Raw genomic sequence first — 24,966 nt, forward strand, 5'->3', positions numbered from 1 at the left:
GCGCCGTCACCGGCCGATCGGGGCGGAGGTCGCAGACGTGACCGCCATCAGGTCGGCCGGTGACAGCTCGACGTCCAGGCCGCGCTGACCGCCGGAGACGAAGATCGTCGGGTGGTCGAGCGCCGACTCGTCCAGCACGGTCGGGTGCGCCCGCTTCTGGCCGATCGGCGAGATCCCGCCGGCGACGTAGCCCGTCGCTCGCTCGGCAACCGCCACCTCGGCCATCACCGCCTTGCTGCCGTCGAGGGCCCGGGCGAGTGCCTTGAGGTCCAGCTGGCTGGTGACCGGCACGATGCCCACGACGAGGCGACCGTCGAGCGAGGCCATCAGGGTCTTGAAGACCCGATCGGGGTCGACGCCGAGCGCTTCAGCCGCCTCGAGGCCGTAGGACTCGACCCGCGGGTCGTGGTCATAGGCATGGAGGACGAAGTGCACCGCCGCCTTCGTCAGTGCGACGGTCGCGGGGGTGCCTCCGGCAGACTGCTTCCGGGCCATCAGTTGGGACTCCAGGCGGTGCGGGCCACCTCGATGGCCGGCAGGGACGGGATCACGTTCATGGCGCGCAGCTCCTCGCGAAGCATCTGGGTGACAAGCTCGAGGCGGGTGGCCACGTCGCTCGCCTCGAGCAGCGACTGCCGCTCGGCCATCGGCAGCGGCGCGAGGGCCGCCAGCGTCCAGGACAGGTATTCCGGGTCGCGGGGGAGTGCGCCGGAGAAGACGTCGCCGCGCAGCTCGGCGACGGCGGCCCGGTAGGCCGTGAACGTCGCGCGTGCGCGGTCCAGCAGCTCCCCGGGCACGGGGACCGGCTCGTCGGGCACCTCGTGGAACGAGGCGACGGCGAACTCGCCCGACCCGTCGAGGTCGTCGATCGCCATCCGTTCGCGCCCGACCGCGACGATCTGGAACGTGCCGTCGTCCTGCACCTCGACCTCGGTCAGCTGCAGCACGACTCCCACGCGGTAGAGCGACTGCGAGCCGTGGTCGCCGACCTCGTAGCCCTCGCGGATCGCCACCGAGCCGAAGATGCGCTGGGCCGGGTCGTCCACGCGCAGAAGGTGGTGCACGAGGGCGCGGTAGCGGTCCTCGAACACGTGCAGCGGCACGGTGACCCCGGGGAAGAGGACCGTGCTGAGCGGGAACATCGGGAGTGACTCGCTCACCCCTTCACCGTAGCGGAGGCATGACGCCCGTGGCCCCCTCCGCACCGGCCGCCCGGCGACCGGTCCGGATGACGTCGGGGGTCAGGAGCGAGGGGTGGGGCGACCGTAGACTTGCGCCCATGCTCCGACGAATCGACCTCAGGGGTGGCTCTGCGCGCAGCGGGGCCCCCGTCGACCTGGCCGCGGCCCTGCCGCGCGCCGAGTTCGACGTCGAGGCCGCGACCCATCAGGTGCGGCCGATCGTGGAGGCGGTGCGCACCCGCGGCGTCGAGGCGATCGTGGAGTTCTCCGAGCGATTCGACGGCGTACGCCGTGACGACGGCACGCCGGTCGGCATCACCGTCCCCCGGGAGGCGATGGACGAGGCGCTCGCCGCCCTCGACCCGGCCGTCCGGGCCGGCCTCGAGGAGGCGATCGCGCGGCTGCGCGCCACCTGCGAGGCCGAGCTCGAGTCCGACGTGGTCACCGCCGTGGCCGATGGCGCGGTCATCACCCACCGCAAGGTGCCGGTCCAGCGCGTGGGCCTCTACGTCCCCGGGGGCGTCGCGCCGCTCGTCAGCAGCGTGGTGATGAACGTCGTCCCCGCCCAGGTCGCCGGCGTTCCCTCGATCGCGCTCGCGAGCCCGCCGCAGAAGACCCACGGCGGCCTGCCCGAGCCGACCATCCTGGCCGCCTGCGCCCTGCTCGGCGTGGACGAGGTCTACGCCGTCGGCGGCGCCCAGGCGGTCGCGATGTTCGGCTACGGCGCCGGCCCCTGCCGCAAGGTCGACCTCGTCACGGGTCCCGGCAACATCTACGTCACCGCCGCCAAGCGGCTGCTGCGCGGCGTCGTCGGCATCGACTCCGAGGCCGGCCCGACCGAGGTGATGGTGCTCGCCGACGACACCGCCGACCCGGCGTACGTCGCGGCCGACCTGATCAGCCAGGCCGAGCACGGCACCACGTCCGCGAGCGTGCTGGTCACCCCGTCGGAGCAGCTCGCCGACGACGTGGCCGCCGAGCTCGACAAGCAGGTCCACGCGACCCGCCACACCGAGCGCATCGTCACCGCGCTGACCGCCCAGCAGTCGGCGGTCGTGCTGGTCGACGACCTCGAGCAGGGCGTCGAGGTCGCCAACGCCTACGCCGCCGAGCACCTCGAGATCCACACCGCCAACGCGTCGGAGGTCGCGGCGCGTGTCGTCAACGCGGGTGCCGTGTTCGTCGGCCCGTGGGCGCCGGTCTCGCTCGGCGACTACTGCGCGGGCTCCAACCACGTGCTCCCGACCGCGGGCTGCGCCTGCCACTCCAGCGGCCTGTCGGTCCGTGCGTTCCTCAAGTCGATGCACGTGGTCGACTACTCGCGCGCGGCGCTCGAGCAGGTCGCCGGCCACGTGGTGACGCTTGCGGAGGCCGAGGACCTGCCCGCGCACGGCGCGGCTGTCACCGTGCGGTTCGCCCGGTGACCCGGCCGGTGGCGAGCACTGGGACCTGGCCGCCGCTGCGTGAGGAGCTCCGGGGGATCGAGCCCTACGGCGCGCCGCAGCTCGACGTGCCCGTCCAGCTCAACGTCAACGAGAACCCCTACGCCCCCTCGGCCGAGTGCGTCGCCGACATCGCGGCGGCGGTCGCCGACGCGGCCACCTCGCTGAACCGCTACCCGGACCGGGAGTTCACGGCCCTGCGCGAGGCGCTCGCGGCGTACCTGAACACCGACGGCGGCCGGGGCGTCACCCCCGACCAGGTGTGGGCGGCCAACGGCTCCAACGAGGTGATGCTGCAGCTGTTGCAGGCCTTCGGCGGGCCTGGGCGCTGCGCGCTGTCCTTCGCGCCGACCTACTCGATGTATCCCGAGTACGCCCGCGACGCGATGACCGAATGGGTCGTCGGGCACCGCGAGACCGACTTCTCCCTCGACCTCGACGCCGCGCGCGCCCTGGTCGAGGAGCGCCGTCCCGCGGTCGTGCTGCTGCCGAGCCCCAACAACCCGACCGGCACGGCGCTGCCGCCGGAGGCGGTGTCGATGCTCTGCGAGGCCGCCGGCGACGGGATCGTCGTGGTGGACGAGGCGTACGGCGAGTTCCGCAGGGCCGGCACGCCCAGTGCCCTGGAGCTCCTCGACCGCCACCGCAACCTGGTTGTCAGCCGCACCATGAGCAAGGCGTTCGCGCTCGCCGGCGCCCGCCTGGGCTACTTCGCGGCGGCGAGGGAGATCTGCGACGCGATCCGGGTCGTCCGGCTGCCCTACCACCTGTCGGCGGTGACGCAGGCGACCGCGCTGGCGGCGTTGCAGCACGCCCCGGAGCTGCTCGGCAACGTCGACGCGCTGCGCAAGGAGCGCGACCTCACCGTCGACTGGCTGCGGGCGCAGGGCCTCGAGGTCGCCGACAGCGACGCCAACTTCGCGTTGTTCGGTCGCTTCGCCGATCGGCACGCTGTCTGGCAGGGCCTGCTCGACCGGGGCGTGCTGATCCGCGAGACCGGCCCGGACGGCTGGCTGCGCGTCTCGGTCGGGACGCCCGAGGAGATGACCGCGTTCAAGGACGCGCTGACCGACGTGATGAAGGCCGACCCCGTGAATGCCCAGCAGAAGGATCTGACATGAGCCGCACCGCCCGCATCGAGCGGAGGACCAAGGAGTCGCAGGTCACCGTGGAGGTGGACCTCGACGGCACCGGCCGCGCCGACATCAGCACCAACGTCGGCTTCTACGACCACATGCTCAACTCCTTCGCCCGGCACGCGCTCGTCGACCTCGTGGTGCACGCCAACGGCGACACCCACATCGACGCCCACCACACCGTCGAGGACACCGCGATCGTCCTCGGCCAGGCGCTGCGCGAGGCGCTCGGCGACAAGCAGGGCATCCGCCGCTTCGGCGACGCCCTGGTGCCGCTCGACGAGGCGCTCGTGCAATGCGCGGTCGACGTCTCCGGCCGCCCCTACTGCGTGCACACCGGCGAGCCCGAGGGCCAGGTCTTCGTCGCGATCGGCGGCGACCAGGGCGCGTCGTACGTTGGCTCGCTGACCCGCCACGTCTTCGAGACGATCGCCTTCCATGCCCAGATCGCGCTGCACGTGCGGGTGCTGTCCTCGCGCGACCCGCACCACCTGGTGGAGGCGCAGTTCAAGGCGTTCGCCCGGGCGTTCCGCGACGCGATCGCGTTCGACCCGCGCGAGACGGGCGTGCCCTCGACCAAGGGCACCCTCGTGGGTGAGGGGAGCGCGTCCTGAGCCCCAGGGTCGTCGTCCTCGACTACGGGTCGGGCAACCTCCGCTCCGCGGTCCGTGCCGTCGAGCGCGCGGGTGCCACCGTCGAGCTGACCGGTGACTTCGAGACCGCGCTGGAGGCCGACGGCCTGCTGGTGCCGGGCGTCGGGGCGTACGCCGCGTGCATGGCGGGCCTGAGGGCGATCAAGGGCGACCGCATCATCGGGCGCCGGCTCGCCGGCGGCCGGCCGGTGCTCGGCATCTGCGTCGGCATGCAGATCCTGTTCGCGCGCGGGGTCGAGCACGGCGTCGAGACCGAGGGCTGCGACGAGTGGCCGGGCACCGTCGAGCGGCTCCAGGCACCCGTCGTACCCCACATGGGCTGGAACACGGTCGACGCTCCTGTCGGGACGAGTCTGTTCGCCGGGATCGAGGACGAGCGGTTCTACTTCGTGCACTCCTACGCCGCCCGCAGCTGGGACCTGGTCACCAACGACCGCACGAAGGCGCCCCTGGTCACCTGGGCCGAGCACGGCGGCGACCGGTTCGTCGCGGCCGTGGAGAACGGCCCCCTCTCGGCCACCCAGTTCCACCCCGAGAAGTCCGGGGACGCAGGCGCCCACCTGCTGCGCAACTGGGTGTCGTCGCTCTCCTAGGTCAGGGCCTTGCGCATCACGACCCGCGGGAAGCCGCCCGAGACAGCGTCGGTCTGCGCCGCCATGGTGAAGCCCGCGCGCTCGAAGAGCTTGCGGGTGCCGACGTAGGCCATCGTGAGGTCGACCTTCGCGCCCCGGTTGTCGACCGGGTAGCCCTCGACGGCGGGCGCTCCCTTCTGCCCGGCGTAGGCCACCGCTCCTTCGAGCAGGGGAAGGGAGATGCCCTTGCCGCGGTGACCCGGCCGCACCCTCACGCACCAGACGGACCAGACGGGCTGGTCGTCGACGTGCGGGATCTTCCTCGAGCGCTCGAACGGCAGCTCCGCCCTCGGCGCGACCGCTGCCCACCCGACCACCTCGTCCCCGTCGTACGCCAGCACACCCGGTGCCACGTCGCGCTCGGTCAGCTGCCTGACGTACTCGCCCCTCGCCGGACCGACCAGCTCCCTGTTCGTCCTGGAATCGAGGCGGTGGCTGAGGCACCAGCACACCGAGGACGCGGGGTTCTTCGGGCCGAGCATGGTCGCCACGTCGTCGAACCGGTCGGCCGTCGCGGGGTGGACCGAGATGGACACGCGGCCACGATAGTCCGCGGCCCGCGGGCAGCAAGGTGGTCCAGTCGGCGTCGAGCCGGGACACAGCCCCGAGATCACGCAGTCTGCCCTCTGCGTCAGCCGGATCTCGCCCCTCCCCAACTTCCGGCGTTCGGCAGCGGCTGAGGAGAGAATGGGCCGAGCACACCAGGAGCCGACCGATGCCACGCGACCCTCACATCCCCGACGAGTTCGACGTCTACACGGTCGTCGTCCTCCGGCGGCCGGCGGACGCGCCGGAGATGTCGGACGAGGAGCTCGACGAGCTGCAGGCGCGCCACCTCGCCTACCGCGCCAAGCTGGCCGAGAGGGGTGTGCTGGTGGCCAACGGGCCGTTCGGCGAGCAGAGCGACCCGGCGTACCGCGGGATGTCGATCTTCGCCTGCGACCCGGCCGAGGCGGCCCGGTTCTCGGACGGGGACCCGTCGGTGGTCGCCGGTCGGCTGGCGTACGACGTGATGGAGTGGTGGGTCCGCGCCGGCTCCCTCGCCTTCCCACTCACGGGCCGGCCGGTCGGCGACCGCCGCTCGATGCCGGACGACTGATCGAGGACCCGTCTCGCGCGCACGCCGGCGTCGCGGCGTACGAGCCCAGGACTCCTAGGATTCACGCCATGAGCGACTACCTCGAGCTCCTTCCCGCCGTCGACATCAAGGGCGGGCAGGCCGTCCAGCTGGTGCAGGGCGTCGACGGCTCGGAGAAGCGGTTCGGCGACCCGATCGAGGCGGCCCTGCGCTGGCAGGAGGCCGGGGCGGAGTGGATCCACCTCGTCGACCTCGACGCGGCCTTCGGCCACGGCCACAACCGCGCGCTGCAGGCCGAGATCGTCGGCCGGCTGGACATCAAGGTCGAGATGAGCGGCGGCATCCGCGACGACGAGTCGCTCGCAGCCGCGATGGCCACGGGCTGCCGGCGGGTCAACATCGGCACGGCGGCGCTCGAGCAGCCGGAGTGGTGCGCCCGGGCGATCGCCGAGTACGGCGACCGCGTCGCCATCGGCCTGGACGTGCGCGGCACCACCCTGGCCGCTCGTGGCTGGACACGCGAGGGCGGCGACCTCCACGAGACGCTGGCCCGGCTCGACTCCGAGGGCTGCGCCCGCTACGTCGTAACCGACGTCAACAAGGACGGCATGCTCCAGGGCCCAAACCTCGATCTGCTGCGCGACGTCTGCTCGCGCACCGACCGCCCCGTCGTCGCCAGCGGCGGCGTCACCACCCTCGACGACATCCGGGCGCTGATGGAGCTCGTGCCGATCGGCGTCGAGGGCGCGATCGCCGGCACCGCGCTCTACGAGGGGCGGTTCACCCTCGAGGACGCGCTCGCCCTCACCAGGTCTCGATACGTCCCCGGCTCGTCCCTCGCCGAGGACTACTCGACCACCGAGGCAGACGGATGAGCCTCGCCGTCCGCGTCATCCCCTGCCTGGACGTCGACGGCGGTCGGGTCGTCAAGGGCATCAACTTCCAGGAGCTGCGCGACGCCGGCGACCCCGTCGAGCTGGCCCGCACCTACGACGCGGAGGGCGCCGACGAGCTGACCTTCCTCGACATCTCCGCCTCCCACGAGGGCCGCGCCACCACCATGGAGGTCGTCTCCCGCTGTGCCGAGGAGGTCTTCATCCCGCTCACCGTCGGCGGGGGAGTCTCGAGCGTCGAGGACGTCGACCGGCTGCTGCGCGCGGGCGCCGACAAGGTCGCCATCAACACCGCCGCCATCCGCCGGCCCGAGCTGGTGGCCGAGGTGGCCGACCGCTTCGGCAACCAGGTGCTCGTGCTCTCGGTCGACGCCCGCAGGGCCGAGGGCACGCAGTCCGGCTTCGAGGTGACCACGCACGGTGGCCGCAAGTCCGCTGGCCTCGACGCGATCGAGTGGGCCGTGAAGGCGGCCGAGCTCGGCGCGGGCGAGATCCTCCTCAACGCGATGGACGCCGACGGCACCCAGGACGGCTTCGACCTCGACCTGATCCGGTCGGTCCGCCGCGAGGTCAGCATCCCGGTCATCGCCAGTGGGGGAGCGGGTCGGCTCGACCACTTCCCGCCCGCGGTCGACGCCGGCGCCGACGCCGTACTGGCCGCCACCGTCTTCCACTTCGGCACCCTGCGCATCTCGGAGGTCAAGGACACCCTGGCCGCGGCCGGGCACCCCGTGCGCTGACGGTCTCAGTCCCTCGTCCGGACCGAGAGTGGGGAGCCCTCGGGCAGCTCCACCGTCACGCGCCCGTTCTCGTCCACCCGCACGGAGAAGGGGGCCCTTGCCGCCTTGAGCCCGTGCAGCGCGAGGCGCCCCAGGCCGAGGGGGGAGTACGCCGGGACGGTGACCGTGTGTCCCGAGACCCGGACGCCGAGGCAGGCGACGAGCGCTGCGAGCGGCGCGGCCGCTGACCACGCCTGGGGACGGCAGGCGGCGGGATAGGAGGTGGGCACTGCCACGTCCTCCGCCGAGTCGCCGCCGTAGAGCTCGGGGAGGCGGTGCTCGAAGCCCTCGGCAGCCCGGAAGATTCCGCGCGCGAGCGTGGCGGCATCCTCGAGCTGACCGATGCGGGCCAGCCCCATTGCGGCGACCGCTGTGTCGTGCGGCCACACGGTGCCGCCGTGGTAGGAGAGACGGGAGAACCGGGGTGACTCGCGGGTCAGGGTGCGCAGCCCGAAGCCGGAGTCCAGCGCGGGGCTGGTGAGGAGCTCAGCCACCCGTCGCTGCTGTTCGGGGGTCAGGATGCCCGTGCCGAGCAGGTGGCCCATGTTGGAGGCCACGCTGTCGACGAGGTGCCCCGCTCCGTCGAGCGCGAGCGCGGGATGCCCGGTCGCCGTGTCGCCCACCCAGAAGTCGGACTGGAAGCGGGCGCGCAGGTCCTGTGCCCACTCCCGCAGCCCCGCGGGGACCGGATGTCCGAGCGTCTCCAGGAGTGCTGCTCCACGCGTGGCGGCCTCGAACGCGTAGGCCTGCACCTCGCTCAGGGCGATCGGCGGCTCGGCGAGCCGTCCGTCCGCGAACTGGATGGAGTCGTGGCTGTCCTTCCAGCCCTGGTTGGACAGGCCGGTGCCGGTGTGGTCGACGTACCGGAGCCAGCCGGTCGCTGACGACGCCGACCGGAGCCACGCCAGGCACTCGACGAGGGCCGGCACGAGCGGCCGGACCGCGTCGGGGTCGGCCCCCCAGTCGACCGCGTCGGCCAGCGCACACACCCACAGGGGCGTGGCGTCCACGCTGCCGTAGTAGAGCGGGGGCAGCACCTGCTGGCCCAGGTCGAGGATCCCTCCCCGCACCTCGTGCAGGATCTTGCCGGGCTCCTCCTCGATACGGGGGTCCTCGCGCCTGCCCTGCCGCCGGGCCAGCACCCGCAGGGTCGCGAGGGTGAGGTCCACGTCGAAGGGCACGAGCATCCGTGCGGCCCACAGGGAGTCCCGCCCGAACAGGGTGAGGAACCACGGGCTCCCTGCGGCAAGGAACGCGTCTCCGTGGTCGTCGAGCAGCAGCGACTCCAGGTCGCCGACGCTCTGTTCGACGGTGCGCCGGACGGTGACAGCAGCCGCGTCGACGGCGATCGACTCCTGCCAGCCGCGCGCGGTGCCGCGGCCCCACGGGCCGGTCACGTCGGACTCCCACTGCCACGAGATCTCCCGGCTCTCACCCGGGTCCAGCGCCACCGCCCAGGTGAGGACCGTCTGGTTTCCGGTCTCGACCTCCGGCCACGGAGACCCGACCAGCTCGAAGCCCGCGTCAGCGACACGCCAGCCCACGCGCCGGCCGGGACCTGCCGTCGGCCTCGTCGCGGCGGTCGCCGAGCCTTGCTTGACCACTGACAGGGGGGCGAAGTCGGCGCGCGCCGTGAGTCGCACGGTGAGGTGGACGGGCCGCTGGGCGGTGGACGCGGTGACGAGGCGCTCCCGCAAGACGTCGCCGGTCAGGTGCCGCGTGAGCTCCAGGGTGACGGTGGGATCCGGAATCGGATCCCCCACAGACCTCGCGACGTAGCAGAACTCCTGGTGGTCGGCGCCACGCGCACCCGACCGCACGAGCTCCAGGCCGGACTCGTCGACGGACAGCTCGAGGCGGTCGAGCAGTCGCACGTCGCTGCGATACCACCCGCTCACGCCGCCCGCCCGGACCTGCCCGTCGGGCTCGGTGAGCAGCATCGCGGGCGCGGCGGCACAGGACCGCAACGTGTGGAGGAGGGGCTGCAGCGAGGGCCTTGACCCGTTCTCGGCGGCCTGTGTAACGTCCGTCACATCGCGGAGTTTAGCGTTAAACACGCTGGCTGGGGCAAGGGCACGGATCGGAGGGGCGATGGCCCGCGGGGGATCAGCTCGTGGTCCGGAGACACACGGTCACGTCACGCTGGCGGACGTGGCTCGGCACGTCGGGGTCTCCGCCCAGTCGGTCTCCAACGCCCTGCATCGGCCCGAGCGCCTCAATCCGGACACGAGGGTGCGCATCCTCGCGGCCATCGAGGAGCTCGGCTACCGCCCCAACCGGTCGGCGCGTGCACTGCGGGGACGCGCCTCGGGGTTGCTCGCCGTGACGGTCGAGCGCTCCCGCCCTGGCCGTGCGGCGCTGCTGCTCGACGACTTCCTGCACGGCCTGTGCGAGGCGGCCGACGGCGCGGGATACCACCTGATCCTGTGCCAGGCCGACACCTCCCAGGCGGAGCTCCGGGCCTACCGCGAGCTGCGCGCGACGACGAGCGTCGACGGCTTCATCCTCACCGGCACCAGGACCCGCGACGTCAGGGCGTCCGTCCTGCAGGAGTGGGCCGTGCCGTTCGCGTCGTTCGGCCGCGCCTGGAACGCCGAGCCCAGCTATTCCTGGGTCGACGTGGACGGGCGTGCCGGGCTTGCCGCGGCGACCCGCCACGTGCTCGATGGGGGCCATCGCCGCGTGGGCTACCTCGGCTGGCCCGGGAACAGTGACGTCGGGCGCGACCGGCGGGCCGGGTGGCAGGAGACCTGTACGGCGCGCGGCGTCCGCCCGGGCCCGGAGGAGCGCTGCCGCGACGACTTCGACGCTGCGGTCACGGCCGCCGGCCGGCTCCTCGCCCTGCCCGAGCCCCCGACGGCCGTGGTGTGCGCCAGCGACACCCTCGCCCTCGGCGTACTGCGCGCCGCCGCCGACCGCGGGATCCCGGTCGGCCCGGACCTGGCCGTCACCGGCTTCGACGACTCCGCGCCCGCAGGTCTCTCCACCCCCGCCCTGACCAGCGTGCGCCAGCCACTCGCCGATGTCGCGAAGGCCCTGGTCGACTCCGTCCGTCGGGAGATCGAAGACCCCGGCGGCACCCCGTGCCACACCCTCCTCGAGCCCCAGCTGGTCGTTCGCGAGTCCAGCGGCGGAGGGCCCACCCCCACCGATGTCACACCACATCCCGCAAGGAGACCATCATGAACACCCACATCCTGCGTCCGCTCGTCGTGGCGGCAGTGAGCACGCTCGCCCTCGCGGCGTGCGGAGGCGGCTCCGGCTTCGAGGAGGAGACGGAGACCGACTCCGGCGCCGAGGAGCTGACCGTGCTGATCGGCTCCTCGGGCGAGGCCGAGACCAAGGCGGTCGAGGACGCGGTCGCCGCCTGGTCGGAGGAGTCCGGGACCCAGGCGACCGTCTCCGTGGCCTCGGACCTCAACCAGCAGGTCAGCCAGGGCTTCGCGGCGGACAACCCCCCGGACGTCTTCTACCTGGCGGTCGACCAGATGGCGGGCTACGCCGCGAACGGATCGCTCTACGCCTACGGCGCCGACCTCGAGGATCCGGACGCGTTCTACCCGGCGCTCGTGGACGCGTTCACGGTGGACGACGCGCTGCAGTGTGCGCCGAAGGACTTCTCCACCCTGGCCCTGATCATCAACACCGAGCTGTGGGAGGCCGCCGGCCTCACCGACGCGGACATCCCCACCGACTGGGACTCGCTCGCCGAGGTGGCTGGCAAGCTCACCAAGGGTGACGTCGTCGGCCTGGCGATGAGCCCGGAGTACGCCCGGGTCGGCGCCTTCTTCCCGCAGGCCGGTGGCGCCATGGTGTCGGACGACGGCACGGAGGCCACGGTCGACAGCCCCGAGAACCTCGAGGCGCTGACCTACCTGCAGGGGCTGATGAAGGACGGCTCGCTCGACTACTCCTCGACGCTGGGCGCCGGCTGGGGCGGTGAGGCCTTCGGCAAGGGCATGGCCGCCATGGTGGTCGAGGGCAACTGGATCGCCGGGGCGCTGACCAACGACTTCCCGGACGTGAAGTGGAGGGCGGTCGAGCTGCCCGCCGGCCCGGCCGGTGACGGGACGCTCGCGTTCACCAACTGCTGGGGCATCCCGGAGAAGACCGGCGACAAGGAAGCGGCGGTCAGCCTCGTGGAGCACCTCATCAGCGAGGAGAGCCAGATCGCCTTCGCCGAGGCGTTCGGAGTCATCCCCTCGGTCCAATCGGCAGCCGAGACCTGGGTAGGCGACACCCCGGACTTCGACGCATTCGTCGCCGGCGCGGAGTACGCGCAGAACCCGCCGTCGCAGGCCGGGACCACCGACGTGATCTCCGACTTCAACGCGCAGCTCGAGGGGCTGGAGGACGGCGACCCGAGGGCGATCCTGGAGTCGGTCCAGCAGACCATGCAGGCGGCCCTCGATGCCCAAGGCTGATCGGGGGATCAACCGCGGACGCAACGCCTGGGGCTGGTTCTTCGTCGGCCCCGGCGTTGCCGTCCTCGGCATCTTCCTCCTCCTGCCGGTCCTGATGGCGGCGTGGGTCAGCGTCTCGGACTGGCGCGGCAGCGGAAGCCCGTTCGCCTCGAGCGTCGGCTTCGTCGGACTCGACAACTACCGGGCGATCCTGTCCGGGGGGACGCTCGCCCAGCGCGACTTCGGTACGTCGCTGCGCAACAACGCCTACTACGTGCTGTTCGTCGTGCCCCTCCAGACGGCGCTGGCCCTGGCGCTCGCGGTCCTGGTCAATGCCAAGGCGCTGAAGGGGCGCGGCTTCTTCCAGACCGCGTTCTACTTCCCCTCGGTCACGAGCTCGGTGGCGATCACGGTGCTGTGGCTCTACCTCTTCAGCGCCACCGGCGTCGTCAACCGGGTGCTCGGGTGGGTGGGGATCAACGGCCCGCCGTGGTTCAACGACCCGCGCGGGATCGTCCACGTGGCACTTCGCGCCCTGGGCATCGACTCGGCCCCCGGAGCCCTCACCGAGCACAGGTTCCTGGGCGTCACCTGGTGGGACTGGTTGTCCGGACCTTCGTTCGCCATGTCCGCGCTGATCCTGATGGCGATCTTCACGACCTCGGGGACGTTCATGCTGCTCTTCATCGCAGCGCTGCGGTCCATCGGGGAGGAGATCGACGAGGCCGGGATGGTCGACGGGGCGAGTGCCTGGCAGCGCTTCCGCTACCTCACGGTCCCGATGCTGCGTCCGACCATGTTCACGGTCCTGACGCTCGGCCTGATCGGCACGTGGCAGGTATTCGACCAGATCTACACCGGCACGAGCGGCGGCCCGGCGAAGTCCACGCTAACCCCCGCCTACCTCTCCTTCCAGGCTGCGTTCACCAACCAGCAGTGGGGACAGGGAGCAGCGATCGCCTTCATCCTCTTCGCGATCATCGTGGTGCTGACGCTGCTCCAGCGGTGGCTGCTCCGGGAGAAGGGCGGTCCGCGCCGGAAGCGCCGCCGACCCGCCATCCCGGTCGCGGCAGCGGCCCAGGGGGTGGCGCGATGAGCGCGATTCGGTCGACGCCGAGGGCACGTCCGCGGGAGAGCCTGGTCGCCAGGTCCTGGCTCTACGCGGTGCTCGTCGTCCTGGCCGTCATCTACATCTTCCCGTTCCTGGTGGACGTGGCGACATCGTTCAAGTCCGATGCCGAGGCGGCACAGAACCCGCTCGGCCTGATCCCGCAGACGACGACGACGGCGGCCTACGACCTGCTGTTCCTGCGGTCGGACTTCCCCACCTGGTTCCAGAACTCCGCGATCGTGACGATCCTGGTCACCGCGGGGCGGGTCCTGTTCGACTCGATGGCGGGCTACGCGCTGGCGCGGCTGCCGTTCCGCGGCAGGACGGTCATCTACGCCGTCCTGATCGGCGTGATGGCCGTGCCCAACGTGGTGCTGCTGATCCCGAAGTTCCTGGTGATCAACCAGCTGGGGATGTACAACTCCTACCCGGGCCTGGTGATCCCGCTGCTCGTCGACGCGGCGGGGATCTTCATCATGAAGAACTTCTTCGAGTCGATCCCGGTCGCCGTCGAGGAGCAGGCCCGTGTCGACGGGGCCGGCCCGTTCCGGGTCTTCTGGTCGATCGTGCTCCCGATGGCGCGTCCCGCCGTGGTCACGATCGGGATCCTCTCCTTCCAGGGATCGTGGAACGAGCTCAACCACTTCATCGTGGCGAGCGACTCCCCGGCTCTCTTCACGCTCACCAAGGGCGTCGCCCAACTCGCCTCTGGCGCCCTCAGCTCCGGGACGCAGTATCCGGTCAAGCTCGCGGCCGCCGCGATCATGACCATACCGGTGGCGATCGTGTTCCTGGTGTTCCAGAGGCGGATCATGAACGCGCAGGGCGGAGCGGTGAAGGGCTGACCCGGTGGTAGGAAACCTCTCGTCCTCCGGCCGGTCGGCGGACGAGGGGCACCACCTAGGATTCGTCCATGCGTACGACGAGCCTCGCAGCCCTTGTCCTGGCCACGCTGGCCCTCACCTCCTGCGGCGCTCCGCGCGACGAGGTCGACACCGCGCCTGACGCCGGCGGCACCGAGGCGGCCGAGGCGTGCACCAAGGACTCCCTGTCCACCTACGCCGACGGCGTGCTCACTATCGCGACGGACGACCCGGCCTACGAGCCGTGGTTCGTCGACAACGACCCGAGCAATGGCAAGGGCTACGAGTCGGCCGTCGGCTACGCCATCGCCGAGGAGCTCGGCTACGCCGAGGACGAGGTCGAGTGGGTGAAGGTGCCGTTCAACGCGGTCGTGCAGCCCGGTGAGAAGAAGTTCGACTTCGACCTCAACCAGGTCTCCATCACCGAGGAGCGCCGCAAGGCGGTCGACTTCAGCTCCGGCTACTACGACGTCCGCCAGGCCGTCATCACCACCAAGGGCAGCGCCATCGACGGCGCGACCAGCACGGCCGAGCTCCAGGACGCCCGCCTCGGCGCCCAGGTCGGCACGACGAGCTTCACCGCGATCAACGACCAGATCCAGGCCGAGGAGGAGGCCGTGCCGTTCGACACCAACGACCAGGCGGTCCAGGCCCTCAACAACGGCCAGATCGACGGCGTCGTCGTCGACCTCCCGACCGCCTACTTCATGGTCGCCGTGCAGGTGGACAAGGGCACGATCGTGGGCCAGCTGCCGCAGGCGTCCGGGACGCCCGAGCAGTTCGGCGCGGTGCTCGCCAAGGGCAGCCCGCTCACCGACTGCGTCAGCCAGGCCGTCGACGCGCTGCGCGAGGACGGCACCCTCGACGAGCTGCAGCAGCAGTGGCTCGCGCAGCAGGGCGCGCCCGAGCTCTCCTGATGACGCAGGTGCCTGCGCCTGCCGCCCCAAACCCCTGGCAGCCCTCACCGGTCCAGCAGGAGCGGGACGCCTGGCGCCGTCGACGCGCCGTGCGCAGCGGGTCCGTGGCGGCCCTGAGCACGGTGCTGCTCGTCGGCCTCGTCGGCACGGCCGTCGTCACGTCGCCGGGCTGGCAGCGGGTCCAGGAGACCTACTTCGACTGGGACAAGGCGGTGGACTCGTTCCCCGCGGTCCTCGACGGCCTCTGGCTCAACATCCGCGTGACACTGCTCTGCGCCGTGCTGATCGTGGCGCTCAGCCTGCTCATCGCCGTCATGCGGACCACTCGTGGCCCGGTCACCTTCCCGCTGCGGCTGCTCGGCACGGCGTACGTCGACGTGTTCCGTGGGCTGCCGCTGCTGCTCGTGATCTTCCTGCTCGGCTTCGGCGGGCCGGCGCTCAACCTCTCGGGGCTGCCGCGGTCCGCCCTGTTCTGGGGTTGCTCCGCGCTCGTGCTGTCCTACTCGGCCTACGTGGCGGAGGTCTTCCGGGCCGGCATCGAGTCGGTGCATCCCTCGCAGCGGCTCGCCGGCCGGGCGCTGGGGCTCAGCTACGGCCAGACCCTGCGCCACGTCGTACTGCCCCAAGCCTGGCGCCGGGTGCTCCCGCCGCTGATGAACGACCTGGTCTCCCTGCAGAAGGACAGCGGCCTGATCGCCGTCCTCGGCGTCTATGACGCGATCCAGCGCGCCCGGGTCGAGACGTCGCTCGACTTCAACTACACGCCGTACGTCGTGGCCGGCTTCCTGTTCATCTGCCTCACCGTGCCGATGGCGCGCGCGACCGACTGGTTCGCGCGCAAGCAGGGGTTCCACGGGGCGGGAGGGATGCTCTAGATGGCCTTGCTGGAGATGACCGGGGTGCGCAAGGCGTTCGGCTCGCACGTGGTGCTGCGCGCCGTCGACCTGGAGATCGAGCCCGGCCAGTGCGTCGTGCTGATCGGCGCCTCGGGCTCGGGCAAGTCGACGCTGCTGCGCTGCGTCAACCTCCTGGAGACGGTGGACGACGGCGTGATCACCTTCGAGGGCCGCGACATCACCGACCCGCGGATGGACGCCGACGCGGTGAGGTCGCGGATGGGGCTGGTCTTCCAGTCCTACAACCTGTTCCCGCACCTGTCGGTGCTCGGCAACGTGACGCTGGCGCTGCGCAAGGTGCACGGGGTGGCGGCCGGCGAGGCCGAGGAGCGCGGGCTGGCGATGCTGGCGCGGGTCGGCCTGGAGTCCAAGGCGGCCGCGCGCCCGGACGACCTCTCCGGCGGCCAGCAGCAGCGGGTGGCGATTGCCCGGGCCCTGGTGACCGGCCCCGGCCTGATGCTGCTCGACGAGGTCACCTCGGCCCTCGACCCCGAGCTGGTCGGCGAGGTGCTCGACCTGCTCGGTGAGCTCAAGGACGACGGCGTGACCATGCTGCTCAACACCCACGAGATGGGCTTCGCACGCGACGTCGCCGACACCGTGTGCTTCCTGCACGACGGGGTCATCCACGAGTCGGGCACGCCGGCCCAGGTGCTGGACGACCCGAGCCAGGAGCGCACCCGGGCGTTCCTCTCCCGGCTGCGCGCCTGACTCAAGTCGAGCGAAGTCTCACCAGCGGCGGACGCAGCCGGCCTGCAGGCCGACCTTGCGCAGGCCGGTGAGGTCGCCGGCGCCCCACTGCCCCAGGGGCAGGGTGTAGATCGACTGGCTGGGGTTCATGTACTGGTAGGGGTCGTTCACGTGGTGCAGGCCGACGGCGTGCTGGAGCTCGTGCATGAGCAGCTGGGTCATGCTCGTGTAGGTCATGCCCTGCTCCTGTGAGTCGGCCGCGATGCCGGTGTTGAGGGCGAGGCCGATGCGCTTGCCCTGGGCGTTGCGTCCCCAGATGACCTTGCCGGCGCCGCCGCGGGCGCCGTAGCTGGGCCCGATGTCGAGCTTGGTCTGGTCGTCGCGCTGCCAGGAGATCAGCAGGTCGGTGTCCTTGGGGATGCTCTTGCCGGAGCCCTGGAACATCGCGTCGGTGGTGCCGAGGTACTTGAACGTCAGTCCCGTGGCCTGCGCGATGTCATCGACCGCCGCGTGCGCCGCCGTGAGCGCTGTCGCCGGGTCCGGGAGCCCCTGTGCTGCGTTGACCCGGTAGGTGACGGTCCGGCAGGGGTTGAGGCGCACCTGGTACCTGGTGATGTGCCGCCACGCCTTCGGGTCGCCCTGCGGCGCCCAGGCGGGGACGACGGTGACGCGGGTGGCCTTCGAGATGTCGCCGCCGGCCTTGCGCGTGCGCTTGGCGAGGACGCGCAGCTTGCTGGAGTAGAACCATCCGGTCGGCACGGCCATCACGTAGTCGCCTGAGGACGTGGTCCTCGTGCCGTCCACCTTGATCCAGCCGGAGGCGATCTTCTGCTGCAGGACCACCTTCCGCGTGCCCTTGACCCGGTCCTTGACGCGTCCGCTGACGGTCACGGGGGTGCCGGCGACCACCGAGGTGGCGGACCAGGCGGCGGACGTCTTGGTGCGTGAGGGTCGGTCACTGCTGTCCGCCCCCGCAGGGGAGCCGACGCCCACCAGCAGGGGCGCGGTCGTGGCGAGGGCAAGGGCTGCGGTCGCGAAGGCGCGTGGCATGTGGGTCTCCGAGAGTCAGGTGGCAGTGCCCGTAGTCTGCTCCACCCGGCGCCTGCTCAAACCCCCATGGACGCCGACTGCAGGGCGGTGACGTGCTCCTCCGGCCCGTCGAACTCGAGGTCGACGACCCGCTGCCGGCCGTAGAGGAACAGCACGAGCTCGGCGGGCGGGCCGCTCACCACGGCAGGGTCGGCGCCGGGCCGCAGGGTCGTACGCCGCCCGCTCAGGCTGTCGACGGCGACGACCGGGACGCGGGCGGGCCGGACGAGGGCCTTGCCCCCGTGGGACACGATCCGCCACAGGGCCCGCTGGTCGTCCGCGTCCAGGATGCGCGGGGCCCACTCCGGCTGGGCCCGCCGGACGTCCTCGTGATGCACGAAGAACTCCGCGGCGTTGGCGACGGCGTCGACCGCGGGGATGGCGGCCCAGCTGAGGAGCGGCTTGCGCAGCTGGTCGACGAGCAGCGCGTAGTCGGCACGTGCCACCCGCCCGGAGACCATGTCGGTGAGCGGCTGGAGCTGGCGGACCAGGATGCCGGGGGAGCCGAGGAGACTGCGCTCGCGGACGAGCAGGTGGACCACGAGGTCCTTGGTCGTCCACCCCCCGCAGAGCGTCGGAGCGGCCTCGCCGACCTCGTCGAGCAGGTCGCAGAGCTGGAGCCGCTCGCGGCGGGCGAAGCTGGTCATGCCGAGCAGCGTAGTGGCGTGCGCCGCAGCCTTGACCCTCGCCGTACCGTGCAGGTGGCCGCTGTCGGTGGCGGGGAATAGCCTGACCGGACGAGGTGGTTGCGCCAGGCAACGAGACGAGACGTGGGACGAGGGGGAGCGGGACGGCGTGGGCAGCGAAGAGAGTCAGCGCAGGTCCACCACCCTCGAGGGCTTCCGGGTCCTCGGCCACGCGATCCGGCGGGAGCCGGGCATCTTCGTCCTCTCGACCCTCGGATCGGTCCTCTTCGCGGTGCTCACCGTCGCCGACGCGTGGGTGCTCGGCTGGGCGACCGACCACGTCGTCATCCCGGCGTTCGAGACCGGGGAGATCGGCGCCGGGCTGCTGTGGGCAGTGCTCGGCCTCTTCCTCGGCGTGGCGATCCTCCGCGCCGTCGGCATCGTCGCCCGCCGGCTGGGCGCCGGCGTCATGCAATACCGGATGCAGGCGCACACCCGCCGCGCCGTGACCCGGCAATACCTCACGCTTCCCATGGAGTGGCACCAGCGGCACCCGACGGGCCAGTTGCTCTCCAACGCCTACTCCGACGTCGAGGCGGCGTGGGCGCCGATCGCGCCGCTGCCGATGGCGCTCGGCACGGTCGTGATGATGGTGATCGCGGTGGTGCAGATGCTGCTCGCCGACGTGGTGATGGCCCTCGTCGGACTGCTGGTCTTCCCCCTGGTCCTCGTCGCCAACCTCGCCTACCAGCGGCTGGCCTCGCCCCTGATGACCCATGCGCAGGGCCTGCGCGCCGAGGTCAGCGAGATCGCCCACGAGTCCTTCGACGGCGCGATGGTGGTCAAGACCCTGGGCCGGGAGGGCGAGGAGACCGAGCGGTTCCGCGCCAAGGCCCACGAGCTGCGGGACGTCAACATCCGCGTCGGCCGCATCCGCGCCGCCTTCGACCCGACGCTGGCGTCGCTGCCCAACGTCGGTGTCCTCGTCGTGCTCGCGGTCGGGGTGGCGCGGGTGACCAGCGGCCAGACCGACGCCGGCGACGTCGTCACCGTCGCCTACCTCCTGACCATCGTCTCCTTCCCGATCCGGGCGATCGGCTGGCTGCTCGGGGAGTTCCCACGCTCCGTCGTCGGCTTCCGCCGCACCAGGGCGGTGATCGAGGCGACCGGTTCGATGCCCCACGGCGGCGAGGCGCTGCCCACCACGCCGGTCGGGGCCCGGCTCGAGGTGGACGGCCTGCGCTACTCCTACGACGAGGAGGCGCCGCTCCTGCAGGGCCTCAGCTTCGACGTGGAGCCCGGCCGCACGGTCGCGATCGTGGGCGCGACCGCGTCGGGCAAGAGCACCCTCACCAGCCTGCTGACCCGCCTCGTCGACCCCGACGGCGGCCGGATCCTCGTGGACGGCGCCGACCTCCGCGACCTCGCCCATGGCGAGCTCGCCCGATCGGTCGCGCTGGTGCCGCAGAACGCGTTCCTCTTCGACGACACGGTGCGCGGCAACGTCACCCTGGGCGCCGAAGTCCCCGACGAGGACGTGTGGGCCGCCCTCCGCGCCGCTCAGGCCGACGGCTTCGTCGCGGCACTCCCGCACGGCCTCGACACCCGGCTGGGCGAGCGTGGCACGTCGCTGTCCGGCGGCCAGCGCCAGCGCATCTCGCTGGCCCGCGCGCTCGTACGCCGCCCGCGGCTGCTGATCCTCGACGACGCGACGTCGGCCGTCGACCCGGAGGTCGAGGCCCGCATCCTGGCCACCCTCCGTCACGGGGCGATGGGCGACGGCGACTCCACGGGAGGCAGCGACACCACGCTGGTCGTGGTGGCCTACCGCAAGGCCACCATCAGCCTCGCCGACGACGTGATCCACCTCCAGGACGGCCGGGTCGCCGGCCGCGGCCACCACGCTGACCTGCTCTCCAGCAGCCCGGCCTACGCCCGGCTGGTCAACGCCTACGAGCAGGCCGCCCACGAGGCAGGTGAGCGATGAGCACGACGACGACCGGCCCGCAGACGTCCGGCACCCGGATGGACACCGGCGAGGACATCGGGGCCATCGACACCCTCCGCCGCGGAGTGGCGATCTCGCCCGAGCTCAAGGAGGGCGTCTGGGCCACGCTCCTGCTGGCGGTGATCGCCTCCTGCGGGCAGGTGGTCGTGCCGATCGCCGTGCAGCAGACCCTCGACCGGGGCCTCAACGGGCCAGGCGGTCCGCGACTCGGCTACGTCGTCTGGATGGGGTTGGCCGCAGCCGCCGCGATCGCCGTCACCAGCACCGCGTCCTACCTCATGACCAGCCGGTTGTTCGCGACCTCGGAGCGCGGCCTGGCCACCCTGCGGATCAAGGCGTTCCGCCACGTCCACGACCTCCCGCTGCTGACGCAGAACACCGAGCGCCGCGGGGCACTCGTCTCACGGGTGACGAGCGACGTCGACCAGGTCAGCCAGTTCCTGGTCTTCGGCGGCCTCATCTTCGTGGTGAGCGTGGGCCAGATGCTGGTGGCCACCGTGCTCATGGTCGTCTACAGCTGGCAGCTGGCCCTCGTGGTGTGGCTGTCCTTCGCGCCTCTGTTCCTCTCCATCCGCTACTTCCAGCGCAAGCTGTCCGCGGCCTACGGCGTCGTCCGCCACCAGGTCGGCGTGCTGCTCGGGGCGATCAGCGAGCCCGTGGTGGGTGCGGCCGTGGTCCGTTCCTACGCCGTCGAGGACCGCACCCAGCGGCGCATCGACCGTGCCATCGGGGCCTACCAGTCGGCGAGCACGCGGGCACAGAAGTTCACGGTTGTCTCGTTCTCGCTCGGCGGCATCTCGGCCGGCCTCGCCAACGCAGGCGTGCTGATCGTCGGGGTGCTGCTCGGCTTCACCACCGACATGACCGCCGGCAAGGTGCTGGCCTTCGCCTTCCTGGTCACGCTGTTCGTGGGCCCGGTCCAGATGGGCACCCAGATCCTCACCGACGCGCAGAACGCCATCGCCAGCTGGCGCCGCGTCATCGGCATCCTGGAGACCCCGGCCGACCTCGTCGACCCCGGACCCGACGGGGTGGTGCTGCCCCGCGGGCCGATCGACGTCACCTTCGACCACGTCAGCTTCGCCTACCCCGACGGGCCGCCCGTGCTGGTCGACGTCGACCTCCACCTCGAGGCCGGCACCCGGGTGGCGATCGTCGGGGAGACGGGCTCGGGCAAGTCGACGTTCGCCAAGCTGCTCACCCGGTTGATGGACCCGGTCGAGGGTGCCGTGCTGCTCGATGGCCTCGACGTGCGGACGATCGCGCAGGAGTCGCTGCGGGCGAGCGTCGTGCTCGTGCCGCAGGAGGGCTTCCTCTTCGACGACTCGATCGCGGCCAACGTGCGCTACGGCAGGCTCGGCGCCACCGAGGAGGAGATCCGCGCCTCCGCGCGCGAGCTCGGCCTCAGCGAGTGGCTAGAGGGGCTGCCCCGCGGGCTGGCCACGAAGGTCGGCCAGCGCGGCGAGTCGCTGTCGGCGGGGGAGCGCCAGCTGGTGGCGCTGCTGCGCGCGCACCTGGCCGACCCCGACCTGCTCGTACTGGACGAGGCGACCAGCGCCGTCGACCCGCGGCTGGAGATGCAGATCGGGCGGGCCCTGGAGCGGCTGATGGAGGCACGCACCTCGGTGACGATCGCCCACCGGCTCTCGACGGCCGAGGCGGCCGACGAGGTGATCGTGGTCGATCGCGGCCGGGTCGTGCAGCGCGGCCCGCACCGCGAGCTGGTCGCGCAGGAGGGCAGCGTCTACGCCGGGCTGCACGCTTCCTGGATCGCCCAGCACGACGCCTGACGGCCGTACGACGCGCCGCTGGGCGGTGTGGCGCGGCCGACCAGGAGTCCCCACGTTCCCCTGGTTGGCCGCGCTGGTCTAGCCCGCCACCAGCTGGCGCACGAGTCCGTCGAGGTCGAGCTCGCCCGACTCGGTGCCCGGCGGCACGAGCGCGCAGGTGCGGAGGAGGAACTCCGTGATGGCCGCGCTCGGTGCCTCCAGGAGGATCTCCCCGTCGGGGGACCGCAGGTCGATGTGCACGACGGCCCTCCCGGAGGGGCCCAGGCCCGGGGCGACGAGCACGTCGCCGTCACCGGTCGGGTTGTTCACGCCGCGTGCGAGCAGGTCGCGGGCGAAGGTCCAGGTGAGCTCACCCTGACCCACCAGGAAGGTCATGGTCACGGCATAGGCGTCCCTGCGGTGGTAGCCCAGCACGGTGTCGATCTGGTGGGCCCTTCCGCGGACGTCGAAGCACTCGACGGTGACGTGCATCGACACGTCCGCAGCGACTCGGCGGTTGACTGGCTGGTTCATGCACTTCCCTTCCCGGTCCTGCTGAGGAGACGAACTGCCTGCCGGGCTATGACGCGGACGCTAGGGTCGAGATATACGAATTCTTGATGCGGTTGGAGGGGGAGTGAGCGACCTGGAGGCGTCGCCGGAGCACGACGAGCCCGGCTTCCTCAAGCGGCTGCACCAGCGGCTGCACTCCAACCCGGTCACGGGTCTGATCACCAAGGTCGTGGTCTCGGTGGTGGGTGCCGCCGTGATCCTGGTCGGCGTGGTGCTGTCCGGCCCCGGCATCCCCGGTCCCGGCTTCGTCGTGATCATCCTCGGCCTGGCGATCCTCGCCACCGAGTGGACGTGGGCCGACCGGCTCGTGAAGTGGGCCAGGGAGAAGGCGCGGGAGGCCGCGGAGCGCGCCCGCGCCATGGACCCCGCCGTACGCCGCCGCCGCCTCCTGGTCTCAGGCCTGGCCGTGACGGCCGTGAGCGCGGCCGTGGTCGGCTACCTCTACCTCTACGACTGGCCGGCGGTCGCCGTCGAGGGCTGGGACCGCGTGCAGGGGCTCTCCGGCGCCGTGCCCGAGCTGCCGGGCATGTGACCCATCGAGTCGGGTGGGCGACACGGCTGGTCGAGCGAAGTCGAGACCCCTCGATTCGAGCCGGGCCCGCCGGTAGGTTAGAGTTCCGAGTCGTTCCACGGGCGATTGGCGCAGTGGTAGCGCGCTTCGTTCACACCGAAGAGGTCACTGGTTCGAACCCAGTATCGCCCACCGACACACACCCCCGCTGACCTGCAGGAACGCAGGACCACAGCGGGGGTGTTCGCATGCCTCCAGGCCTAGGTGGAGACCAGCGATCCGCTGAATGTCGACATCCCGGATGATGGAACCGTGCAGGTCGGCGATGAGGTGCAGGTCGGCGGTGGGTTCGTCACCGATACTGTCGGTGGACCGGCAGCGGGACCAGTGGGTGGCGTCGAGGTCCCTGCCTCCTGCTTGGACTACGAGGTGTGGCTCGCCAACTGAGCCGCACGGCAGTCGGCGGGGGTTCATGATGATTGCCGCGAGGCCCGCTCGTGGCGCGGCCGCTCATCGGCGCAGGAGTGCGCACTCTCGGCGGCATGTGAGTGCGTTCGGATTGGGGCGTGCCCGCCGCGCTCGCAACCACGGGCGTGAGCGTGTCTCACCCGAAGGAAAGACTCGACGAGCACGCACTTGGGCGGTACCCCGGCAGGGCGAAAAGACGCACATATCGCGGCAGTTCCGGACGCTTTTGCCGCGCGGGCGGATCGCGGCACGTGCATGACTGACCTGCCACGTCGGCAGCGGCGCCAGGTCGTCCTTGGCCATCCACGAACGAGGCCGCTGGCGTCCTGCGGCTACCCCCGGGGCTGAAGCAAGGGACCCGAAGCGGCCAGGTTGCCTCTGGCATCGAACATCTCGACTGTGGCACTGCCGAGATCCCCATCCCTGGCGATGATCAGCACCACGCCTCTTTCGGGGACGTCCTCCACCGTGCTGCCGCCGCCTGTAGCGACGCGGACACTGCGCACAATTCGATCGGGATCGGCCGTTATGCCACCAAAGCACCAATCGCCATCCGTGCCCCAGCCCCCGCTGCGGAACCATAACCTCGACGTGTGGCCGCCCTCGCCAAGGCGACAGCTGTACGCCCCGCCTGCCAGCCCCCAACCCGTCGGCTCGCGGGCGACGCCCCAGAAGCTGATGTACGAACAGTCCCCGCCAGGGTTCTCGTCGGTGTCGAAGTTGACGGCGAGCATGCCCCGATCACCCTCGATTCGACTCCTCTGAAGCCAGATCGAGCCGTCTCGCACCGCACGACTTTGGTCTCGCCTCAGTTCGTTGGCCACCAGGTCGAGCAGGGCCTCGACATCCTCCGGCTCCAGCGTCGTCCTCGGCTGCTCCCTATCCGCCAGATCTCGCCAGCGCTCCCAGGCCGACTGCCGCGTAACGCCGAGCACGGCCGCGATCTCGGCCCAGGACCGACCCCCAGCGCGGGCCGCGCGAACAGCACCCAGCTCTGCCTGGTCCAGGAGTTCTCGCATCAGGCGGATGTCGCCCAGCGCCTGCATGGCGGCACGTTCCCGTTGGGCCGGCGTTTCTCCCTCCTGCTGCCACGCGCGCCGGCCGTGCTGCCAGGATCCACTCACGCTGTCAGGATGACCTGACACCCCAAGGGCGTCAATATTCACCCTCCGGAGATTGGGGCCAGCCCTCCGGCGCATTTCAGGCCGAGTACGACCGAGGACGAGGTTTCCGCCAGACGGGCGTAGT

The 24,966-nt window shown here is 71.5% G+C and carries 26 protein-coding genes and 1 tRNA gene; 19 read left to right on the top strand and 8 right to left on the bottom strand.

What is annotated here, in order from left to right:
* Positions 1-6 precede the first annotated feature (6 nt).
* Both ybaK and DDE18_RS10710 read right to left on the bottom strand, forming a co-directional pair.
* Positions 7-495, bottom strand: a complete 489-nt coding sequence (gene ybaK / locus DDE18_RS10705) for a Cys-tRNA(Pro) deacylase (protein ID WP_116572251.1) — start codon at positions 493-495, stop codon at positions 7-9.
* Positions 495-1,160: an LON peptidase substrate-binding domain-containing protein gene (locus DDE18_RS10710; protein ID WP_116572252.1), complete on the bottom strand. Its 666-nt coding sequence runs from the start codon at positions 1,158-1,160 to the stop codon at positions 495-497. Before DDE18_RS10710 ends, ybaK begins: the two co-directional genes overlap by 1 nt.
* 119 nt (positions 1,161-1,279) lie before the next feature.
* Between DDE18_RS10710 and hisD the strand changes: the two genes are divergently transcribed.
* The 4 genes from hisD to hisH are packed head-to-tail and all read left to right on the top strand — an operon-like array spanning position 1,280 to position 5,005.
* The gene (gene hisD / locus DDE18_RS10715) at positions 1,280-2,605 is read left to right on the top strand and encodes a histidinol dehydrogenase (protein ID WP_116572253.1); all 1,326 of its coding nucleotides are present in this window, start codon (positions 1,280-1,282) and stop codon (positions 2,603-2,605) included.
* Positions 2,602-3,744: a histidinol-phosphate transaminase gene (locus DDE18_RS10720; protein WP_211754506.1), complete on the top strand. Its 1,143-nt coding sequence runs from the start codon at positions 2,602-2,604 to the stop codon at positions 3,742-3,744. Before hisD ends, DDE18_RS10720 begins: the two co-directional genes overlap by 4 nt.
* On the top strand, positions 3,741-4,373 hold the full coding sequence (gene hisB / locus DDE18_RS10725; RefSeq protein WP_116572254.1) for an imidazoleglycerol-phosphate dehydratase HisB: 633 nt from the start codon (positions 3,741-3,743) through the stop codon (positions 4,371-4,373). The genes DDE18_RS10720 and hisB overlap by 4 nt, the downstream gene beginning before the upstream one ends.
* Positions 4,370-5,005, top strand: a complete 636-nt coding sequence (hisH, locus tag DDE18_RS10730; protein WP_116572255.1) for an imidazole glycerol phosphate synthase subunit HisH — start codon at positions 4,370-4,372, stop codon at positions 5,003-5,005. Before hisB ends, hisH begins: the two co-directional genes overlap by 4 nt.
* Here hisH and DDE18_RS10735 read toward each other — a convergent pair.
* Positions 5,002-5,580: a GNAT family N-acetyltransferase gene (locus tag DDE18_RS10735; protein WP_116572256.1), complete on the bottom strand. Its 579-nt coding sequence runs from the start codon at positions 5,578-5,580 to the stop codon at positions 5,002-5,004. The two genes, hisH and DDE18_RS10735, sit on opposite strands and share 4 nt — an antisense overlap.
* A gap of 179 nt (positions 5,581-5,759) precedes the next feature.
* On the opposite strand from DDE18_RS10735, the gene DDE18_RS10740 reads away from it, so the two are divergent.
* The 3 genes from DDE18_RS10740 (at position 5,760) to hisF (ending at position 7,755) form a co-directional block, all read left to right on the top strand.
* The gene (locus DDE18_RS10740) at positions 5,760-6,143 is read left to right on the top strand and encodes a YciI family protein (RefSeq protein WP_116572257.1); all 384 of its coding nucleotides are present in this window, start codon (positions 5,760-5,762) and stop codon (positions 6,141-6,143) included.
* A 68-nt stretch (positions 6,144-6,211) separates the two neighbouring features.
* Entirely contained in the window at positions 6,212-6,997 is a 786-nt protein-coding gene (gene priA / locus DDE18_RS10745; RefSeq protein ID WP_211754507.1) for a bifunctional 1-(5-phosphoribosyl)-5-((5-phosphoribosylamino)methylideneamino)imidazole-4-carboxamide isomerase/phosphoribosylanthranilate isomerase PriA, read from the top strand.
* Positions 6,994-7,755 (top strand): imidazole glycerol phosphate synthase subunit HisF, encoded by a 762-nt coding sequence (gene hisF, locus DDE18_RS10750; RefSeq protein WP_116572258.1) that lies wholly within the window; start codon positions 6,994-6,996, stop codon positions 7,753-7,755. Before priA ends, hisF begins: the two co-directional genes overlap by 4 nt.
* Positions 7,756-7,760: 5 nt before the next feature.
* Here the strand turns inward: hisF and DDE18_RS10755 are convergent, their stop codons facing one another.
* Positions 7,761-9,827, bottom strand: coding sequence for a glycogen debranching N-terminal domain-containing protein (locus DDE18_RS10755; protein WP_133241210.1), 2,067 nt, complete (start codon positions 9,825-9,827; stop codon positions 7,761-7,763).
* A 118-nt stretch (positions 9,828-9,945) separates the two neighbouring features.
* Between DDE18_RS10755 and DDE18_RS10760 the strand changes: the two genes are divergently transcribed.
* The 7 genes from DDE18_RS10760 to DDE18_RS10790 all read left to right on the top strand — a co-directional run bounded on the left by DDE18_RS10760 (position 9,946) and on the right by DDE18_RS10790 (position 16,695).
* Positions 9,946-10,980, top strand: coding sequence for a LacI family DNA-binding transcriptional regulator (locus DDE18_RS10760; RefSeq protein ID WP_165821121.1), 1,035 nt, complete (start codon positions 9,946-9,948; stop codon positions 10,978-10,980).
* The gene (locus DDE18_RS10765; protein WP_116572261.1) at positions 10,977-12,218 is read left to right on the top strand and encodes a sugar ABC transporter substrate-binding protein; all 1,242 of its coding nucleotides are present in this window, start codon (positions 10,977-10,979) and stop codon (positions 12,216-12,218) included. Before DDE18_RS10760 ends, DDE18_RS10765 begins: the two co-directional genes overlap by 4 nt.
* Positions 12,205-13,293 (top strand): carbohydrate ABC transporter permease, encoded by a 1,089-nt coding sequence (locus tag DDE18_RS10770; RefSeq protein WP_116572262.1) that lies wholly within the window; start codon positions 12,205-12,207, stop codon positions 13,291-13,293. Before DDE18_RS10765 ends, DDE18_RS10770 begins: the two co-directional genes overlap by 14 nt.
* Positions 13,290-14,153, top strand: coding sequence for a carbohydrate ABC transporter permease (locus DDE18_RS10775; RefSeq protein WP_116572263.1), 864 nt, complete (start codon positions 13,290-13,292; stop codon positions 14,151-14,153). Before DDE18_RS10770 ends, DDE18_RS10775 begins: the two co-directional genes overlap by 4 nt.
* 68 nt (positions 14,154-14,221) lie before the next feature.
* Positions 14,222-15,088, top strand: coding sequence for an ABC transporter substrate-binding protein (locus DDE18_RS10780; protein WP_116572264.1), 867 nt, complete (start codon positions 14,222-14,224; stop codon positions 15,086-15,088).
* Positions 15,088-15,963, top strand: coding sequence for an amino acid ABC transporter permease (locus DDE18_RS10785; protein WP_116572265.1), 876 nt, complete (start codon positions 15,088-15,090; stop codon positions 15,961-15,963). Before DDE18_RS10780 ends, DDE18_RS10785 begins: the two co-directional genes overlap by 1 nt.
* On the top strand, positions 15,964-16,695 hold the full coding sequence (locus DDE18_RS10790) for an amino acid ABC transporter ATP-binding protein (protein ID WP_116572266.1): 732 nt from the start codon (positions 15,964-15,966) through the stop codon (positions 16,693-16,695).
* Positions 16,696-16,713: 18 nt separating this feature from the next.
* Here the strand turns inward: DDE18_RS10790 and DDE18_RS10795 are convergent, their stop codons facing one another.
* A complete protein-coding gene (locus tag DDE18_RS10795) occupies positions 16,714-17,724 on the bottom strand; it encodes a hypothetical protein (protein ID WP_116572267.1) in 1,011 nt (336 codons plus the stop codon).
* A 56-nt stretch (positions 17,725-17,780) separates the two neighbouring features.
* Entirely contained in the window at positions 17,781-18,410 is a 630-nt protein-coding gene (locus DDE18_RS10800) for a TIGR03085 family metal-binding protein (protein WP_116572268.1), read from the bottom strand.
* 148 nt (positions 18,411-18,558) lie between these two features.
* Between DDE18_RS10800 and DDE18_RS10805 the strand changes: the two genes are divergently transcribed.
* Entirely contained in the window at positions 18,559-20,376 is a 1,818-nt protein-coding gene (locus DDE18_RS10805; RefSeq protein ID WP_165821122.1) for an ABC transporter ATP-binding protein, read from the top strand.
* Complete coding sequence (locus DDE18_RS10810) at positions 20,373-22,187, top strand: ABC transporter ATP-binding protein (protein WP_116572270.1); 1,815 nt, start codon at positions 20,373-20,375, stop codon at positions 22,185-22,187. Before DDE18_RS10805 ends, DDE18_RS10810 begins: the two co-directional genes overlap by 4 nt.
* A gap of 78 nt (positions 22,188-22,265) precedes the next feature.
* Here the strand turns inward: DDE18_RS10810 and DDE18_RS10815 are convergent, their stop codons facing one another.
* Complete coding sequence (locus tag DDE18_RS10815; RefSeq protein ID WP_116572271.1) at positions 22,266-22,700, bottom strand: SsgA family sporulation/cell division regulator; 435 nt, start codon at positions 22,698-22,700, stop codon at positions 22,266-22,268.
* Between the two features lie 103 nt (positions 22,701-22,803).
* Here DDE18_RS10815 and DDE18_RS10820 point away from each other — a divergent pair, with 103 nt between their 5' ends.
* The 3 genes from DDE18_RS10820 to DDE18_RS10830 all read left to right on the top strand — a co-directional run bounded on the left by DDE18_RS10820 (position 22,804) and on the right by DDE18_RS10830 (position 23,697).
* On the top strand, positions 22,804-23,271 hold the full coding sequence (locus DDE18_RS10820; RefSeq protein ID WP_165821123.1) for a PGPGW domain-containing protein: 468 nt from the start codon (positions 22,804-22,806) through the stop codon (positions 23,269-23,271).
* A gap of 99 nt (positions 23,272-23,370) precedes the next feature.
* Positions 23,371-23,442, top strand: a tRNA-Val gene (locus DDE18_RS10825).
* Between the two features lie 72 nt (positions 23,443-23,514).
* Positions 23,515-23,697 carry a hypothetical protein gene (locus DDE18_RS10830; protein WP_116572273.1) on the top strand — a complete coding sequence of 61 codons (183 nt, stop codon included), beginning with the start codon at positions 23,515-23,517 and terminating at the stop codon, positions 23,695-23,697.
* A 353-nt stretch (positions 23,698-24,050) separates the two neighbouring features.
* On the opposite strand, the gene DDE18_RS10835 is transcribed toward DDE18_RS10830, so the two are convergent.
* A complete protein-coding gene (locus DDE18_RS10835; protein WP_116572274.1) occupies positions 24,051-24,764 on the bottom strand; it encodes an AsnC family protein in 714 nt (237 codons plus the stop codon).
* Positions 24,765-24,966 lie beyond the last annotated feature (202 nt).

Source organism: Nocardioides gansuensis, assembly GCF_003076135.1.
Taxonomy (GTDB): Bacteria; Actinomycetota; Actinomycetes; order Propionibacteriales; family Nocardioidaceae; genus Nocardioides; species Nocardioides gansuensis.